The organism is Streptomyces sp. NPDC050997 (assembly GCF_040660135.1).
Lineage (GTDB): Bacteria > Actinomycetota > Actinomycetes > Streptomycetales > Streptomycetaceae > Streptomyces.
Map to the genome: position 1 here is coordinate 17288 of NZ_JBFAGK010000011.1, position 16288 is coordinate 33575.

Consider the following 16288-nt stretch of genomic DNA (forward strand, 5'->3'; position numbering starts at 1 on the left):
CATCCTTTCCTGGGCTGTGCTGATTCTCCCCGGTCGGCGCCGGCCCACCCGCCGGGCCGACCGGAACCGGCCGCGGTACCAGTGTCCTGCGCCGGACCTTCCTAGGCAGTTCCGGCTTAGCCGCGGACGGTCAACACGCCTGGTCGGCGGCGGGAATCCGACCGCCGAGACGAGACAGATCCACCGACGGATCTCAGGCGCAGGACACTAGTCCGCCGCCACCAACTCCTGCTCCTCCTCGCCCTTCTGAGGGGCGGGCGGCTTCCCTGGAAGGTATACGGCCACCACGATCGCGCCGACCACCGCGACCCCCGCTCCCCACAGCGCGGTGACGTGCATCGCGTGCAGGAACGCGTCGTTGGCCGGGTCGATGAGGGCCTGGCCCCGCGGGCCGAGCTTGGCGGCGACTCCCAGGGTCGCCTCGATGGACTCGCCCGCGGTGTGCCGCAGGTCCGCGGGCAGCGAGCCGAGCCTGTCCTCGATGCCGCCGCGGTACGCCGTGGACAGGACCGAACCGAGGACGGCGATACCGAGGGCGCCGCCGACCTGGCGGAAGGTGTTGCTGAGCGCGGAGGCGGAGCCGGCCTTCTCGCGAGGCAGCGCCTGCATGATGACGACGCTGACCGGGGTCATGATGTGCGCCATGCCGGTGCCCATGAAGAAGAAGACCACCTCCAGGAGCCAGATCGGCGTGTCCGCCTCCAGGGTGGCGAACGCGGCCAGCATCGCGGCGATGACCAGCATGCCGGCCGTGGTGGTGGCCCGGTATCCGAAGCGGTCCACCACCAGCCGGGCACGCGGCGCGAAGATCAGCTGGGCGGCGGCCAGCGGCAGCATCAGCAGACCGGTCTGCAGCGGGGAGTAGCCGCGCACGCTCTGGGTGTAGAAGACCGAGAAGAAGGTCACGCCCATCAGCGCGAAGAAGACCAGCGCGATCGCGGCGATCGCGGCCGAGAACACCTTGTCCTTGAAGTAGGTGACATCGATGGACGGGTGGTCGCTGCGCTTCTCGAACACGACGAAGGCGACGAGGACGGCCAGACCGGCGCCGATGGTCGCGAGGACGGTCGCGTCGGTGAAGTCGGCGAGCTGGCCGCCCTTGATGATGCCGTAGACGAGCAGGACCAGGCCGACGACGGACAGCACCACGCCGACGGGGTCGATCCGGCCCGGGTTCGGGTCGCGGGAGTCGGGCACCAGCCACAGCATCAGCGCGAGGGCGGCGATGACGATCGGCACGTTGATGAGGAAGACCGAGCCCCACCAGAAGTGGTCGAGCAGGACGCCGCCGGTGATCGGGCCGATGGCGATGGCCAGTCCGACCCCGCCCGCCCAGATGCCGATGGCCTTGGGCTGCTCCTCGCGCTCGAAGACGTTCATGAGGACGGCGAGGGTGGCGGGCATGACGAAGGCGGCGCCGAGACCCATCACCGCGCGGAAGGCGATCAGCTCGCCCGGCGAGCCGGAGGTGGCGGCGAGGGCGGAGCCGATGCCGAAGACGAGGAGGCCGCCGAGCAGGACCCGCTTGCGGCCGAGCCGGTCGCCGAGGAGGCCCGCACTGAAGAGGAGCCCCGCGAAGACCAGGGTGTAGGCGTTGATCGCCCACTCCAGCTCACTCTGGGTGGCGCCCAGGCCGGTGGGGGCGGGGGTCGAGATCGTCTTGATCGCGACGTTCAGGATCGAGTTGTCGAGCACCACGATCAACAGGCTCAGCATCAGCACACCGAGGATCGCCCAGCGGCGCCGGTGTACCGCTTCCGGTATGCGGGAGTCAGGGACTGCGGTTGTCATACGGTCGAGACTAAGGCAATTTCGATACGGAACCGTCTCGTATTGTAAATCTTTTACCCAGCTCTTACGTGCCGGAACGGTCACACCGACCCCCTCTGGCCCTCCCTGGCACGAGGTGCCACCATGGAGACGATCCGGGGACGCCGTCAGGGCGCCTCGAGATGACTGAAGGAGCCGTTGCCATGACGCAGCTCTCGGCTGCCCAGCCTGCCCCGAACAGCACCCCCGACAGCAGCGGCAAGACGCTGTACGGGGGCAAGGGCACCCGCCGCATCACCATTCGCGACCTCTCCGCCGCCAAGGAGCGGGGCGAGAAGTGGCCCATGCTCACCGCGTACGACGCGACGACCGCGTCCGTGTTCGACGAGGCCGGCATCCCGGTCATGCTGGTCGGCGACTCCGCGGGCAACTGTCACCTGGGGTACGAGACCACCGTGCCCGTCACCCTCGACGAGATGACCATGCTCTCCGCGGCGGTCGTACGGGGCACCCGGCGCGCCCTGATCGTCGGCGACCTGCCCTTCGGCTCCTACCAGGAGGGTCCGGTGCAGGCGCTGCGCTCGGCGACCCGGCTGGTCAAGGAGGCCGGGGTCGGGGCGGTCAAGCTGGAGGGCGGCGAGCGCTCGCACCGGCAGATCGAGCTGCTGGTGGAGTCCGGGATCCCGGTGATGGCCCACATCGGGCTCACCCCCCAGTCCGTCAACGCCATGGGCTACCGCGTCCAGGGGCGCGGCGAGGAGGCGGCCCAGCAGCTGCTGCGGGACGCGAAGGCCGTACAGGACGCCGGGGCGTTCGCGGTGGTCCTGGAGCTGGTTCCGGCGGAGCTGGCGGCCGAGGTGACCCGGGTGCTGCACATCCCGACGGTGGGCATCGGCGCCGGCCCCGAGACCGACGCCCAGGTACTGGTGTGGACGGACATGCTCGGGCTGACGGGTGGCCGGGTGCCGAAGTTCGTGAAGCAGTACGCGAACCTGCGTGAGGTCATGGGGAACGCGGTGAAGGCGTTCGCGGAGGACGTGGTCGGCGGAACGTTCCCGCTGGAGGAGCACTCCGTCCACTGAGCGTTGCGGCCTGAGGCCCGAGTTTTGAGGCCTGAGGCCCACTGAGCCACTGCGGCACCACGGCAGCCCGCCGATCTTCCCCCGTCGGCGGGCTGCCTGCTGTCGGCGGCCTGTAGGCGCCCGCACAGCCCTGTCGGTGGTCTGTCGGTGGTTTGTCGACGGTGCCTGACACCGTCCTTGGCATGACGCGAATCGACAAGAACCGCAGCGGCGGGAACAACGCCGTCACCGTGCGGGGGATGGTGAAGCACTACGGCGAGACCAAGGCGCTGGACGGCGTCGACCTGGACGTGCGCGAGGGCACCGTGATGGGTGTGCTCGGTCCGAACGGCGCCGGCAAGACCACCCTCGTACGCATCCTGTCCACCCTGCTCGCCCCCGACGCCGGCCGGGCGACCGTCGCCGGATACGACGTCGTGCGGCAGCCGAGGCAGCTGCGCCGGGTGATCGGGCTCACCGGGCAGTACGCCTCGGTCGACGAGAAGCTCCCCGGGTGGGAGAACCTCTACATGATCGGGCGGCTGCTCGACCTGCCCCGCAAGGACGCTCGCACGCGCGCCGACGAACTGCTGGAGCGGTTCTCGCTGACCGATGCCGCCAAGCGGCCCGCGAGCACGTACTCGGGCGGTATGCGGCGGCGGCTCGACCTCGCCGCCTCCATGATCGGGCGCCCGCAGGTGCTGTTCCTCGACGAACCGACCACCGGGCTCGACCCGCGTACCCGCAAAGAGGTGTGGACCGAGGTCAAGGCCATGGTCGGCGACGGGGTGACGGTCCTGCTGACCACGCAGTACATGGAGGAGGCCGAGCAGCTCGCCTCCGAGCTGACCGTCGTGGACCGCGGCAAGGTCATCGCGAACGGCGCCATCGACGAGCTGAAGGCGACGGTCGGCGGCCGGACGCTGCGGGTCCGGCCCGCCGATCCGGTACAACTGCGTCCGCTCGCCGCCGCGTTGGACGACCTCGGCATCACGGGCCTGGCGACCACCACCGTGGACGCCGACAGCGGGACCGTCCTGGTGCCGATCCTCAACGACGAGCAACTGACCGCCGTGGTCGGCGCGGTCACCGCGCGCGGTATCACCCTCTCCTCCATCAGCACCGAACTCCCCAGCCTGGACGAGGTGTTCCTGTCCCTCACCGGCCACCGCGCCAGTGCCCCGCAGGACACCATGCCCACCGAGACCCGCGAGGAGGTCGCCGTATGAGCGCCGCGACCGCCACCCCGACAACCGACGCCGACGCCCGTATCCCGCTGCGTGGCCACCTGCGCCACACGGGCGCGCTGATCCGCCGCAACCTGCTGTGGATCCGCCAGGATCCCGAGTCGATGTTCGACGCGCTGCTGATGCCCATCGTCTTCACCCTGCTGTTCGTGTACGTCTTCGGCGGCTCGATCGGGCAGGCCCTGGGCGGCGGACAGGACGGGTACGTGCAGTACGTGATCCCCGGCATGATCGCGATGATGAGCATGACGCTGTCCCAGGGCGTCGGCACCGGGTTCAGCCAGGACTTCAACTCCGGTGTCATGGACCGCTTCCGCTCCCTGCCGATCGGGCGCGGCTCGGTGCTGTTCGCGAAGATCTCGGTGGAGCTGACGCGGATGCTGTTCGCGACCGCCGTGCTGATGATCGTCGCCGTCCTGGTCGGTTTCGACATCAACCACTGGGGCGGTCTCCTGGCCGCCGTGGGCCTGTCCGCGGTGTTCGCCTCGTCGATCATGTGGGTGTTTCTCACCCTGGGCGTGATCCTGAAGAACGCGCAGTCCGTGCAGGCGATGGGCTTCCTGGTGCTGTTCCCGCTGCAGTTCGGCTCGTCGATCTTCGCGCCGACGCAGTCGATGCCGGGCTGGCTGCAGGCCTTCACCGACTACAACCCGCTGTCCACGCTCGCGGACGCGTCGCGCGGACTGATGGTGGGCGGCCCGGTCGCGCACGATCTGTGGGTGACGCTGGGCTGGTCGGTGGCGATCACGGCGGTGATGGCGCCGGTCGCGATCTACAAATTCCGCACCAAGAGCTGACCGCGGGCTCCGTGACCGGGGCGGGTCGGACCAGGGCGTCCCAGACCAGGACGCGTCAGACCAGAGCGTGTCAGACCAGGGCGGTGGCCTCCGCGGCGGAGAGGCCACCGCCTTCGGCGTATCCCGCGTCGTACGCCTCGTCGCCGAGTGCGGCGCGGGCCGCCTCGACAGCCCGCCGATACGCCTCGCGCTCCATGGACGAGGCGACATGGCGCGGCGGCAGCAGCGCGTCGGCGGCACCAAGACAACGGGCGGCGTCGCGGGCGCGGCGGCCGCCGTCGACGCCGGACAGGGCGGTCGCGGCGATGGTGAGGAACCCGGAGCGCATGGACGGGGCGATGGTCTCGGACAGCGGGTCGCCCGCCTGCTCCAGCGCCTTCCGCACCGCTTCCAGAGACTTGTCGTAACGGCCGTCGACCGCCTCCAGCCAGGCCTCCGCGCCGAGGAGGAAGGCGTCGAAGACGGCGAAGTGGGAGATGCTGAACTCCTCGCGCAGCAACCGTAGTTGTTCGCGCGCCTCGGGAACCCGGTCGGTCATGCCGAGCCTGCCCACGAGGAAGAGCCGGGCGGCGGGCATCGCCTCGTTGCCGGTGCCGTTCTTGAGTTCGATCACGTCACGCAGCAGGCGCTCGCCGCGCTCGAACTCGCCCCCCTCCACCAACGCACTGCCCAGCCGGGCGTTCAGCACCGCCACCTGGGCATGTGCGCCGAGCCCTTCGGCGTGCTCGATCGCCGCCTCGTAGTCGGCCGCGGCCCGCTGGTAATCGCCCTGCTTCTCGTGTGCCTCGCCGCGCGCGGCGAGCGCCTCGGCAATACCCCACACGTCACCGATGCCCCGGTAGATCTCCAGCGCCTCTTGGGCGTCGCGGGACGCCTCGCCCGCCATGTCGCTGCGGTTCGCGAGCAGGTTGGCGCGCATCTGCAGGGCGGCGGCGAGCTCCCACTCATAGCCGGGCGTCGCCCGGCAGGTGCGGACGGTGGCGTCAATGACCTCGAACAGCCGGTCCGTGTCACCGGAGAGCATGACGGCGAAGAACCAGAGGGAACCGGGACTGCGGCAGGTCTGCGGAAGTCCGGGCTCATAGGTCTGGGCGATGGCACGCAGCTTCGCCTGCGCCCGCGGGGTCTGCCAGGCGCCCAACTCGGTGTCCATACAGGCCAGATGGACGAGATGAATACCGCGCCGGGCCTCGGCGAGGACCTCGCCGGTCCACGGGGGCGGGGTGTCCGTGCAGCGTTCCCACAGCGGGGCGGCGGGGCGGACGGGCTCGGCGAAGGGGTCAGGGCCGAGGGTCTGCACCTCCCGGGACCAGTTGCGGGCCTCTATGCGCGCGTCGCGCATCTGCCAGTACCTGGCCAGCGACAGGATCAGACATATGCTCTCCTGCTCGTCACGGAGGGCGACGGCGTGGCGCAGGGCGGTGCGCAGGTTCTCGTACTCGAGCTCCAGCCGCTCGATGGCGGCGAGTTGACCGGGGCCGCGCAGCAACGGGTCGGTGGTGCGGGCGAGTTCGCGGTAGTAGGTCAGATGGACGTGCTCGGTCCGCTCCCGTGCGCCGGCCTCGTCGAGCCGTTCACCCGCGTACTCGGCGACGGTCTCCAGGAGCCGGTAGCGCATCTCGCCCGTGCCCGAAGGCGCCGCCACGACCAGGGACTTGTCGACGAGTGAGCCGAGCGCCTCGAAGGCGTCCGGGCCGCAGACCACCTCGGCGGCGGCGAGATCGCAGCCGCCCGCGAAGACGGACAGCCGGCACAGTACGTCCCGTTCGGCCTCGTCCAACAGGCCCCAGGACCAGTCGACGACGGCCCTGAGGGTCTGCTGGCGGGGCAGGACGGTGCGGCTGCCGGAGGTGAGCAGACGGAAGCGGTCGTCGAGCCGGTCGGCGATCTGACGTGGCGTCAACATGCGGAGGCGGGCAGCCGCGAGCTCGATGGCGAGGGGCAGTCCGTCCAGGCGCCGGCAGATCTCCGCGCCGGCGTCCGGATCGTCCTCGACACGGAAGCCGGGCCGGGCCGCAGCGCCCCGCTCGGCGAGCAGCCTCAGCGCGACCGGCTCGGGCAGGGGCTCCACCGGTCGCAGCAACTCCCCCGGTACGCCGAGGGGTTCACGGCTGGTGGCCAGGATCGTCAGGCCAGGGCAGCGCTCCAGCAGCTCTCCGGCGAGCCGGGCCGCCGCCTCGACGACGTGCTCACAGTTGTCGAGGATGATCAGCATGTGCCGCCTGCCGCAGTGCTCGGCCAGCCGGTCGACGGGGTCGTCGTGCCGCTCCGCCCCGGCCCGCATCGCCTCGGCGCCGGCGCCGTACAGCACGGTCTCGCGCGCTCCCACGGCGGTGAGTACGGCCTCCGGTACGGCGTCCGGGTCGTCCACGGGCGCCAGCTCGGCCAGCCACACCCCGTCCCGAGCCGCGTCCCGGACGGTCTCGGCGACCTCCTGCGACAGCCGCGTCTTCCCCGCCCCACCAGGCCCGAGCAGAGTGACGAGCCGGGCCCCCGCGAGGTCCCCCCGAACGTCCGCGATATCCCCCTCCCTGCCGACGAAGGAGGTGAGGCGGGCGCGGAGGTTACCGGGGGGCGGGGGCGCGGGGGCGCCGACGGCGGTGGCGTGAGGGCCGGGGCTGTGGCTACGACTGCCGGTGCCGGTGCCGCCGGCGGTGGTGGCGGCCGACCCGACTGAACCCGGCCCGGCGGGACCGGGGCCGCGAGGACCGGAGACTGGGGCTCCCGGGGCGTAGGAGGAGCTGTCCCCGTCGGCGGCGGGGGCCGTGGCGCCCGGCCACGGGCCAGCCGAACCATGCACGCCGGACGCTTGCTGACCCCGGTCGTGCGGGTCCTGGTCCGGCGAGCCCTGGTCATGCGGGTCACGGTCATGCGGGCCCTGGTCATGCGGGCCCTGGTCATGCGGGCCCTGGTCATGCGGGCCCTGGTCATGCGAGCCCTGCTCGTGCGGAGCCGACGCTGCGGTGCCCGGGGCGCGGGAGCCGAAGGCCCGGGCGGGTATGCCGGAGCCGGGCACGCTCCCGCCGTCTCCGCCGTGGCCGTCTCCGCCGTGGCCGTCTCCGCCGTGGCCGTCTCCGCCGTGGCCGTCTCCGTCGTGGCCGGGGCCACCGTGCGCGGAGCCATCTCCGCCATGCGCGGGCCGTCCCCCGACGTGCCCGGGATGCCCCCCGCCGCGCCCGGGCTCTCCACCGTGCATGGGGTCTCCTCCGCCGCGTCCCGATTCCCGCCCGTCGCGTCCGGGTTGGGCGCTCTCGTCGGAGCGGAGCAACTCGCCGTGCAGGGAGCGGAGTTCCGGTCCCGGGTCGGTCCCGAGTTGGTCGGCAAGGAGTTGTCGTACGTCCTCGTAGGCGGCCAGGGCCTCCGCCCTGCGGCCGGCGTCGCGCAGGGCGCGCAGGCGGAGGGTCTGGAGGGACTCGTCCAGGGGGTGGCTGTCGCACAGCGCGGTCAGTTCGGGCAGGGACTGGTCGGCGTGGCCGAGGGCGAGGGCGGCGGTGTGGCGGGCGCGCAGCACGTCGAGACGCCGGGTCTCCCAGCGGGCGGCCTCGGCGGTGCGGTCGGGGAGGTCGGCGAGGGCGGGGCCGCGCCACAGGGCGAGGGCGTCGTCGAGGACGACGGCCGCCTTGGCGGGGTCGTCGTCGGCCAGCGCCCGGGTGCCGTCGCCGGCCAGCCGCTCGAAACGGTGCAGGTCGATGTCGTCCGGTGGGGCGGTGAGTCGGTAGCCGCCGTCCACCGAGGCGACCGCCTCCGCGCCGATCGACCGGCGCAGCCGGCCCACCAGCGCCTGCAGCGCGCCGGTCGCGTCGGCGGGCGGGTCGCCGTCCCACACCTCGTCCACCAGAAGGCTCGCGGGTACGGTGCGGCCGGGCCGCAGGGCGAGAACGGTCAGCAGCGCGCGAAGCCGCGCCCCGCCGACCGGGACGGAGGTGCCGTCGGGGCGAAGTATCTGGGTGGTGCCGAGAATGCGGTAGCGCACGGGGTCCATTGTCTCCGGTGGCGTCGCGGCCGGTCACGGGGTTTCCGCGGCGCGGCGGGTACAGAGGTGGTCAAGCGGCAGGGGACGCGGCAGGCGTGGTCGGGCGGGAAGGGGTGGGACCGGGTGGGACCGGCTCTTCCGGAACCCCGGGGGGACTCCGAGACGTTCTCCCCGTACGCCCGGTACGGTCGGGCAGTCCCACTGCGTGCACGACTGTCCAGGGAGCCCCATGACCACCGCCACCACCCGCCACAGCGACCGGCGGATCAGCCCCGTCTTCCTCGGGATCCTAGCCGTCACGGCGGTGACCGGCTGGGCCACCTGGACCGGCTTCGCGGAGCAGCCTGGTGTGGCCGTGTTCCTGTTCGTGACAGCCGCGTGGATCGTTTCCCTGTGCCTGCACGAATACGCGCACGCCCGCACCGCCCTGCACAGCGGTGACATCTCAGTGGGCGCGAAGGGCTATCTCACGCTGAACCCACTGAAGTACACGCACGCCCTGCTCAGCATCGTGCTCCCGGTGATCTTCGTGATCATGGGCGGTATCGGGCTGCCCGGTGGTGCCGTCTTCATCGAGCGGGGGCGGATCCGGGGGCGCTGGCGGCACAGCCTGATCTCGGCGGCCGGTCCGCTGACCAACGTCCTGTTCGCGATCGTGTGCACGGCCCCGTTCTGGCTGGACGCGCTGGACGGGGTGCCGTCGGACTTCCGGTTCGCGCTGGCCTTCCTCGCCCTGCTCCAGGTCTCGGCCGCGCTCCTGAACTTCCTGCCGGTGCCGGGCCTGGACGGCTACGGGGTCATCGAGCCCTGGCTGTCGTACAAGATCAAGCGTCAGGTGGAGCCGTTCGCGCCGTTCGGCCTGCTGTTCGTGTTCGCGCTGCTGTGGCTGCCGGCGGTCAACAGCGCGTTCTTCGACGTGATCGACGCGATCCTGAAGAGCCTCGGGATCAGCGACCTGGACACGTACTGCGGGCAGGAGTCCTACCGCTTCTGGCAGGGCACGAACGAGTTCTGTTCGGTCAGCCGGTGACGGACTTCCGGTCCTTCTCACGCTTCAGGTAGTACCAGCACATGTTGGACGAGAGACCCGCGATCAGCACCCACACGATCCCGAGGAGGTTGCCCCGCGCGAAGGAGACGACCGCCGCGGCGACGGCGAGCACGCAGACGACAAGGGCGTAGAGGGCCAGGCGGGGCATGCGGGGATTCTCCTGTCGGGGGACACGGGCCGGGTTCGACCAGTGTCCCCCATCGCCTCACACGTCCGTGACCCGCAGCCCCGCGTGCGCCTTGTAGCGGCGGTTCACCGAGATCAGGTTCGCGACCAGCGACTCGACCTGGTGGGCGTTGCGCAGGCGGCCGGCGAAGACACCGCGCATGCCGGGGATCCGGCCGGCCAGTGCCTGGACGATCTCCACGTCGGCGCGCTCCTCGCCCAGGACCATGACGTCCGTGTCGATCTCGTCGATCTCCGGGTCCTGGAGGAGGACCGCCGACAGGTGGTGGAAGGCGGCGGCGACCCGGGAGTCGGGCAGCAGGGCGGCGGCCTGCTCGGCGGCGCTGCCCTCCTCCGGCTTGAGCGCGTAGGCGCCCTTCTTGTCGAAACCGAGCGGGTTGACACAGTCCACGACGAGCTTGCCGGCCAGTTCCTCGCGCAGGGACTCCAGGGTCTTGGCGTGGCCGTCCCAGGGCACGGCGACGATCACGATGTCGCTGCGGCGGGCGGTGTCGGCGTTGTCGGCGCCCTCGACGCCGTACCCGAGTTCCCCGGCGGCCGCCTCGGCGCGGTCGGCGGCGCGCGAGCCGATGATCACCTTCTGGCCGGCCCTGGCGAGCCGGTAGGCGAGGCCCTTGCCCTGCGGGCCGGTGCCGCCGAGCACGCCGACGACGAGCCCTGAGACGTCGGGAAGGTCCCAGGGGTCCTTGGCGGGGGCCTTCTGTGCACTGTCGGTGTCGGTAGAGGTCATGGCCCGACTTTACGTCCGCCCCGCTCGCCTCGATCGGTCAGGTGAGCCGCGTCACGGGGACCCGCCGGAGGACGCTCCTCACGGTCTTCCCCAAGGGGGCGAATTCGGGGTGAACCGGGGGTCACGAACGGTCGATTGCGGCAGGATGCGGTCGTATGGATGCCGTACGGGTCGCATTGCTGCGCGAAGTGCTCGCCGGGACCGAGTGGTTGGGGGCCACACGGCGGTTCGCGGGGGCGCTGCGCGGGTCCGTGGTGTCGCACGGCGGGGGGCTGCTGCTCGTGGGCGGTCCGGAGTACGAGCCGTGGCATCTCGCGGCCCATCTGGTCGACGAGGCGGCGTGGTCGGGGACGCCGGAGCTGGCCCCGACTCTCGTACGACATGACGCGCGCCCCTCGGATCCGGCCCATCTGGCGGTCGGGCCCGGGAGACTGGCCGCGGCACGGCGGGGTGAGACGCTGCTCGTGGTGTCCCCGACGGAACCGGGGGCTTCGCTGCTCGAGGGGATCAACGACGCCCGCCGGGCCGGTGCGACGGTACTGGCGCTGGGCGGCGGGGGCGAGGGTGGCGGCGCGGGCGAGCTGGCGGCGATGGCGCACGAGGCGCTGGCCGTGCCGGACGGGGCGGAGCTGGACCTGGACACCGTGCAGCACCTGGTGAGCGCGGCGGCCGGGGAGAACGCGGTGCCGTCTCCCGCACGGGGGCGCCGGCGTTTTAGGGACAGGTTGTCCCGGCTGGCGGACGAACTGACGGCACCACCTCCGGCCCGCTGGTGACCCGCGCCCGCCACCCCGAAGTGCGGTGCCGCGAAAAGCAGTTGCCCGTCCGTAGCCCGCGTCCGACCATGACCCCTCGTGACCGATGACTCCCCCACGCCTCCCGTTCCCGTCGACGCCCCGCCTTCCGGGCTCCGCGCCTTCCTCCCCGATCTCGCTCCCTGGCGGGCGTCCATCGACTTCCGGCGGCTGTGGTTCTCGGGGCTGATCTCGAACTTCGGGACGTTCCTGACGTTCGTCGCGCTTCCGGTGCAGCTGAAGGAGCTGACCGGGTCGGCCGCCGCGGTGGGGGCGATCGGGGCGGTGGAGTTGGTGCCGCTGGTGGTGTTCGGGCTGTACGGCGGGGCTCTCGCGGACGCCTGGGACAAGCGGAAGCTGATCGTGTGGACGGAGGCCGGGCAAGGCCTGCTCTCCGCCGTACTCCTGCTGAACGCCCTGATGCCGGCGCCCGCCGTCTGGCCGGTGTATGTCGTCGCCGCGCTGTCCTCCGCCCTCTTCTCCGTGCAGCGGCCCGCGCTCGACTCGCTGTGGCCGCGGATCGTGGCCCATGACCAGATGCCGGCGGCGGCCTCGCTGAACTCCCTGCGCTGGACGGTCGGCGGGGTCGCGGGTCCGGCCGTGGCGGGTGTGGTCGTCGCGTACGCGGGTCTCGGCTGGGCGTACGCGGCCGACGTCGCCACCTTCGTCGTCTCCGTGTTCCTGGTCGTGCGCATCGCCGCCTCCCCCGCCTCCCACGAGGCGGCGAAGCCCTCGCTCCGGGCCATCGCCGAGGGTGCCCGCTACGCGTGGGGCCGCAAGGAGCTGCTCGGCACCTATGCCGTCGACCTCGCGGCGATGTTCCTGGCGATGCCGCTCGCCGTACTGCCGTTCCTCGCCGACGAGTTGGACGCCGAGTGGTCGCTCGGCCTGATGTACGCGGCGGTCCCGGCCGGGGCGATGCTGGTGAGCCTGACCAGCGGCTGGACCTCGCGGATCCAGCGGCACGGGCGGATGGTGGTGTTGTCGGCCGCGCTGTGGGGCCTGGCGATCGCGGCCGCCGGGCTGGTCGGCAACGTATGGCTGGTGCTGCTGTTCCTGACCCTCGCCGGCGGCTGCGACATGGTCAGCGGCATCTTCCGCGCGGCCATGTGGAACCAGACGATCCCGGACGAGCTACGCGGCCGGCTCGCCGGTATCGAGCTGCTGTCGTACTCGGTGGGGCCGACGCTCGGCCAGGCGCGGACCGGTGGTTTCGCGGCCTGGCTGGGGGTGCGGTCGGCCATCTGGTCGGGCGGGCTGCTCTGTGTGGGCGCGGTCGGGCTGCTGGCCCTGTGCCTGCCGAAGCTGATGACGTACGACGTGCGGACGAACGAGCACGCGGTGCGGCTGCGTGAACAGCGCGGGGCAGCCGCACCGGCCGAGGCCGCCTAGCCGGAAGGGTCAGTCGTCGTCCCGGCCCGCCGCCGGGGCGTCGTGCCACTTGGGGTCGTTCTCCCACTCCAGGTTGCGCTCCCGGGCGGTCCGCATCGCGTGCTCGGCCTCCTGACGGGAGGCGTACGGCCCGAAACGGTCCTTGGCGGGGCACTCCGGCCCCTCCTCGACCTTCTGGTGCTCCAGGCAGTAGTACCACTCGCCGGGCTTTCCGACCGTGCGCTTCTTGAACAAGGGCATGACCTGCTCCTCTCGCCATCGACATGTTCCCCCATGCCCGCTGGTTAGACTCGCTGGCATGTCTGGCCAGTCGCTGCTCGTACCAGGGGAGCTGTCTCCCACCCGTTCCGTACCCGGAAACATCCGCCGGCCCGAGTACGTCGGCAAGCCGGCGCCGACGCCGTACACCGGACCGGAGGTGCAGACGCCCGAGACGATCGAGGCGATGCGCCTCGCGGGCCGGATCGCCGCCCGGGCGATGGCCGAGGCCGCGAAGCTGATCGCGCCGGGGGTCACCACCGACGAGCTGGACAAGGTGGCGCACGACTACATGTGCGACCACGGTGCCTACCCCTCCACGTTGGGCTACCGCGGCTTCCCGAAGTCCCTGTGCACCAGCGTCAACGAGGTGATCTGCCACGGCATCCCGGACTCGACGGTGCTGCGGGACGGCGACATCGTCAACCTGGACGTGACGGCGTACATCGGTGGGGTGCACGGCGACAACAACGCCACGTACCTGGTCGGTGATGTCGACGAGGAGAGCCGGCTGCTGGTGGAGCGGACCCGGGAGTCCCTCGACCGGGCGATCAAGGCGGTCCGGCCCGGCCGCCAGATCAACATCATCGGCCGGGTCATCGAGTCGTACGCGAAGCGGTTCGGGTACGGCGTGGTCCGGGACTTCACCGGCCACGGGATCAACTCGTCCTTCCACTCGGGCCTGATCGTCCCGCACTACGACAGCCCGCACGCGACGACCGTGATCCGCACCGGGATGACCTTCACGATCGAGCCGATGCTGACGCTCGGGACGCACGAGTACGACATGTGGGACGACGGCTGGACGGTCGTGACGAGGGACCGCCGGCGGACGGCCCAGTTCGAGCACACGCTGGTGGTGACGGAGTCAGGGGCGGAGATCCTCACACTGCCGTAGCCCTGCCGTAGCCCTGTCACGTCCTGCCGAGCCCGCTCTCTTCGGAGGGCGGGCTTCTTTTCCTGTCCGCCACCGCCCGCCGCCCCGGTCACCGCTCCAGGCGCACGCGACCGCCGACCTCCACCCATCCCCCGGGCTGCGGGGCGGTGAGGATCTGCGAACCCGCGCCCTGCGTGATGTTCAGGGCGCGGCCCAGCCGGTCGGTGAGGAGCAGGGCCGCCGCGCCGGTCGCCTCGTCCTCGTCGATGCCGTCGTCGCGGCCCGGGAAGCCACGGGCCCGGACCCTTCCGGCGGACTCGTCCTCCCAGGCCCAGGCGTACACCCACTCCCCCGGCGGCGGGACGGTCAGGTCGTCTACTTCGGCGGCCGTGGCGTACTGGCGCAGGGTGCGCGGCGGGGCCCACTCGGCCCGCGCCTCGATCCAGCTGAACTCACCGTCCAGGCGGGTGCCCACGACTCCGGCCGGGGTGACCAGTTCGGGCACGTCGAGCAGCCAGGCGGTGCCGACGCAGGGGTGGCCGGCGAACGGCAGGCGCAGGGTCGGCGTGTAGATGTCGATCACCCCGCGCTCGGGGTCGTCCACGAACACGGTCTCGCTGAAGCCGAGTTTCGCGGCGAGCTCCTGCCGCTCGGCCGGGTCGGGCAGGACGGAGCCCTCGCGGACGACACCGAGTTCGTTGCCGTATCCGCCGTTCGCTCCGCAGAAGACGCGGAGTACGTCGTAGTCAGTCACGCGGAAAATTGTGCCCTGAGCGGCGCGTGCGCGAGCACGCTTCCGCTGCCCGCGAAGCGGAATCTTTGAATCTCCTTTGACTTTCCCTTGACGTCTGTTTTGAGCCTCCGTGATCGAGTCGTGCCCTTACAGCGTCTATGAGAGCTGAATCACGGCACATGGGGGTATCACGCAGGTAAGGCTCGGTTAAGTTAGGTGAGCCTCACCAATCCTTGTGAGCCCCGTCACGTGATTTTTCAGCCAGACACCGGGAGCCCGAATGCGCGCCGCCAGACTCTCCGTCGTCACCGCCACCGCCGCCGTGGCGGCTCTGACCGCCGTCACGGGGTGCACCGAGAAGGGTAGCTCCGAGGGTGACCGCGTGATCAACGTGACCGCCACCGACAGCAAGTGCGAGGTCTCCAAGAAGGAGTTCCCGGCCGGGCACGTCGAGATCGCCATCGAGAACAAGGGCTCCAAGGTCACCGAGGTCTACGTCCTCTTCCCGGACGACCGGATCGTCACCGAGCGGGAGAACATCGGCCCCGGCACCAAGCAGAAGGTCACCGCGGAGGTGAAGGCGGGCGACTACCGGATCGCCTGCAAGCCCGGCATGAAGGGCACCGGCATCCGCCAGGACGTCAAGGCCACCGGCGGCAAGGCCGTCAAGCGCGACCCCCGCCTGGACAAGGCCGTCGCCGCCTACCGCACCTACGCGCAGGACCAGGCCGACGAGACCCTGCCCAAGGCCGAGGCGTTCGCCAAGGCGGTCAAGGACGGCGATGTCGAGGCCGCGAAGAAGGCCTACGCGCCCTCCCGGATCGGCTGGGAGCGCACCGAGCCGGTCGCGGAGTCCTTCGGCGACATCGACCCGAAGGTCGACGTCCGCGCGGACGGCCTGGAGGACGGCCAGAAGTGGACCGGCTGGCACCGGCTGGAGAAGGCCCTGTGGCAGGACAAGAAGATCGGCGCCACCGAGAAGACCCTCGCCGGCCAGCTCATCACCGACCTGACGGACTGGCAGAAGCGGGTCGGCAAGGCCGACATCACGCCGACCTCCATGGCCAACGGCGCCAAGGAACTCCTCGACGAGGTCGCCACCGGCAAGGTCACGGGCGAGGAGGAGCGCTACTCGCACACCGACCTCGTCGACTTCAAGGCCAACGTCGAGGGCGCCGAGAAGTCGTACGAGCTGCTGAAGCCGGTCGCCAAGGAGAACGACGCGACGCTGGTCACCTCGCTGGACAAGCAGTTCGCCGCGCTGAACACGCTGCTGGACAAGTACCGCGCGGACCCGTCGTCCTACGACTTCGTCTCGTACGACAAGGTCGCCGAGGCGGACCGCAAGAAGCTGTCGGACGCGGTGAACGCGCTCGCCGAGCCGCTGTCCAAGCTGGCCGCCGCCGTCGCGAAGTAGGG

Annotated in this window: 13 protein-coding genes and 1 pseudogene; 8 read left to right on the forward strand and 6 right to left on the reverse strand. The window is 71.2% G+C overall.

Annotated elements, in window-relative coordinates; translation table 11 throughout:
- Positions 1–207 precede the first annotated feature (207 nt).
- Complete coding sequence (locus AB0H86_RS24515; RefSeq protein ID WP_362442542.1) at positions 208–1791, reverse strand: MFS transporter; 1584 nt, start codon at positions 1789–1791, stop codon at positions 208–210.
- Between the two features lie 182 nt (positions 1792–1973).
- Here AB0H86_RS24515 and panB point away from each other — a divergent pair, with 182 nt between their 5' ends.
- The 3 genes from panB to AB0H86_RS24530 all read left to right on the forward strand — a co-directional run bounded on the left by panB (position 1974) and on the right by AB0H86_RS24530 (position 4875).
- Positions 1974–2852: a 3-methyl-2-oxobutanoate hydroxymethyltransferase gene (gene panB, locus AB0H86_RS24520; protein ID WP_362442545.1), complete on the forward strand. Its 879-nt coding sequence runs from the start codon at positions 1974–1976 to the stop codon at positions 2850–2852.
- Positions 2853–3034: 182 nt separating this feature from the next.
- Positions 3035–4060 (forward strand): ATP-binding cassette domain-containing protein, encoded by a 1026-nt coding sequence (locus tag AB0H86_RS24525; RefSeq protein WP_362442548.1) that lies wholly within the window; start codon positions 3035–3037, stop codon positions 4058–4060.
- A complete protein-coding gene (locus tag AB0H86_RS24530) occupies positions 4057–4875 on the forward strand; it encodes an ABC transporter permease (protein ID WP_362442551.1) in 819 nt (272 codons plus the stop codon). Before AB0H86_RS24525 ends, AB0H86_RS24530 begins: the two co-directional genes overlap by 4 nt.
- A 70-nt stretch (positions 4876–4945) precedes the next feature.
- On the opposite strand, the gene AB0H86_RS24535 is transcribed toward AB0H86_RS24530, so the two are convergent.
- Positions 4946–8857 (reverse strand): BTAD domain-containing putative transcriptional regulator, encoded by a 3912-nt coding sequence (locus AB0H86_RS24535; protein WP_362442554.1) that lies wholly within the window; start codon positions 8855–8857, stop codon positions 4946–4948.
- A gap of 220 nt (positions 8858–9077) precedes the next feature.
- Between AB0H86_RS24535 and AB0H86_RS24540 the strand changes: the two genes are divergently transcribed.
- Entirely contained in the window at positions 9078–9878 is an 801-nt protein-coding gene (locus tag AB0H86_RS24540; RefSeq protein ID WP_362442557.1) for a site-2 protease family protein, read from the forward strand.
- On the opposite strand, the pseudogene AB0H86_RS24545 reads toward AB0H86_RS24540, so the two are convergent.
- Positions 9868–10100: pseudogene (locus AB0H86_RS24545) on the reverse strand (hypothetical protein). The gene AB0H86_RS24540 and the pseudogene AB0H86_RS24545 overlap by 11 nt on opposite strands.
- Positions 10101–10104: 4 nt before the next feature.
- Positions 10105–10815 carry an NADPH-dependent F420 reductase gene (gene npdG / locus AB0H86_RS24550; protein WP_362442560.1) on the reverse strand — a complete coding sequence of 237 codons (711 nt, stop codon included), beginning with the start codon at positions 10813–10815 and terminating at the stop codon, positions 10105–10107.
- Between the two features lie 155 nt (positions 10816–10970).
- Here npdG and AB0H86_RS24555 point away from each other — a divergent pair, with 155 nt between their 5' ends.
- Together AB0H86_RS24555 and AB0H86_RS24560 are read left to right on the forward strand one after the other, a co-directional pair.
- Entirely contained in the window at positions 10971–11591 is a 621-nt protein-coding gene (locus AB0H86_RS24555; protein WP_362442563.1) for a hypothetical protein, read from the forward strand.
- A 78-nt stretch (positions 11592–11669) separates the two neighbouring features.
- Positions 11670–13001, forward strand: a complete 1332-nt coding sequence (locus tag AB0H86_RS24560; protein WP_362442566.1) for an MFS transporter — start codon at positions 11670–11672, stop codon at positions 12999–13001.
- A 9-nt stretch (positions 13002–13010) separates the two neighbouring features.
- On the opposite strand, the gene AB0H86_RS24565 is transcribed toward AB0H86_RS24560, so the two are convergent.
- The gene (locus AB0H86_RS24565) at positions 13011–13241 is read right to left on the reverse strand and encodes a hypothetical protein (protein ID WP_362442569.1); all 231 of its coding nucleotides are present in this window, start codon (positions 13239–13241) and stop codon (positions 13011–13013) included.
- A gap of 58 nt (positions 13242–13299) precedes the next feature.
- Here AB0H86_RS24565 and map point away from each other — a divergent pair, with 58 nt between their 5' ends.
- A complete protein-coding gene (gene map / locus AB0H86_RS24570) occupies positions 13300–14157 on the forward strand; it encodes a type I methionyl aminopeptidase (protein ID WP_362442571.1) in 858 nt (285 codons plus the stop codon).
- A gap of 88 nt (positions 14158–14245) precedes the next feature.
- Here the strand turns inward: map and AB0H86_RS24575 are convergent, their stop codons facing one another.
- Complete coding sequence (locus tag AB0H86_RS24575; RefSeq protein WP_362442574.1) at positions 14246–14890, reverse strand: PhzF family phenazine biosynthesis protein; 645 nt, start codon at positions 14888–14890, stop codon at positions 14246–14248.
- Between the two features lie 259 nt (positions 14891–15149).
- On the opposite strand from AB0H86_RS24575, the gene efeO reads away from it, so the two are divergent.
- Positions 15150–16286: an iron uptake system protein EfeO gene (gene efeO, locus AB0H86_RS24580; protein WP_362442577.1), complete on the forward strand. Its 1137-nt coding sequence runs from the start codon at positions 15150–15152 to the stop codon at positions 16284–16286.
- Positions 16287–16288: the final 2 nt, after the last annotated feature.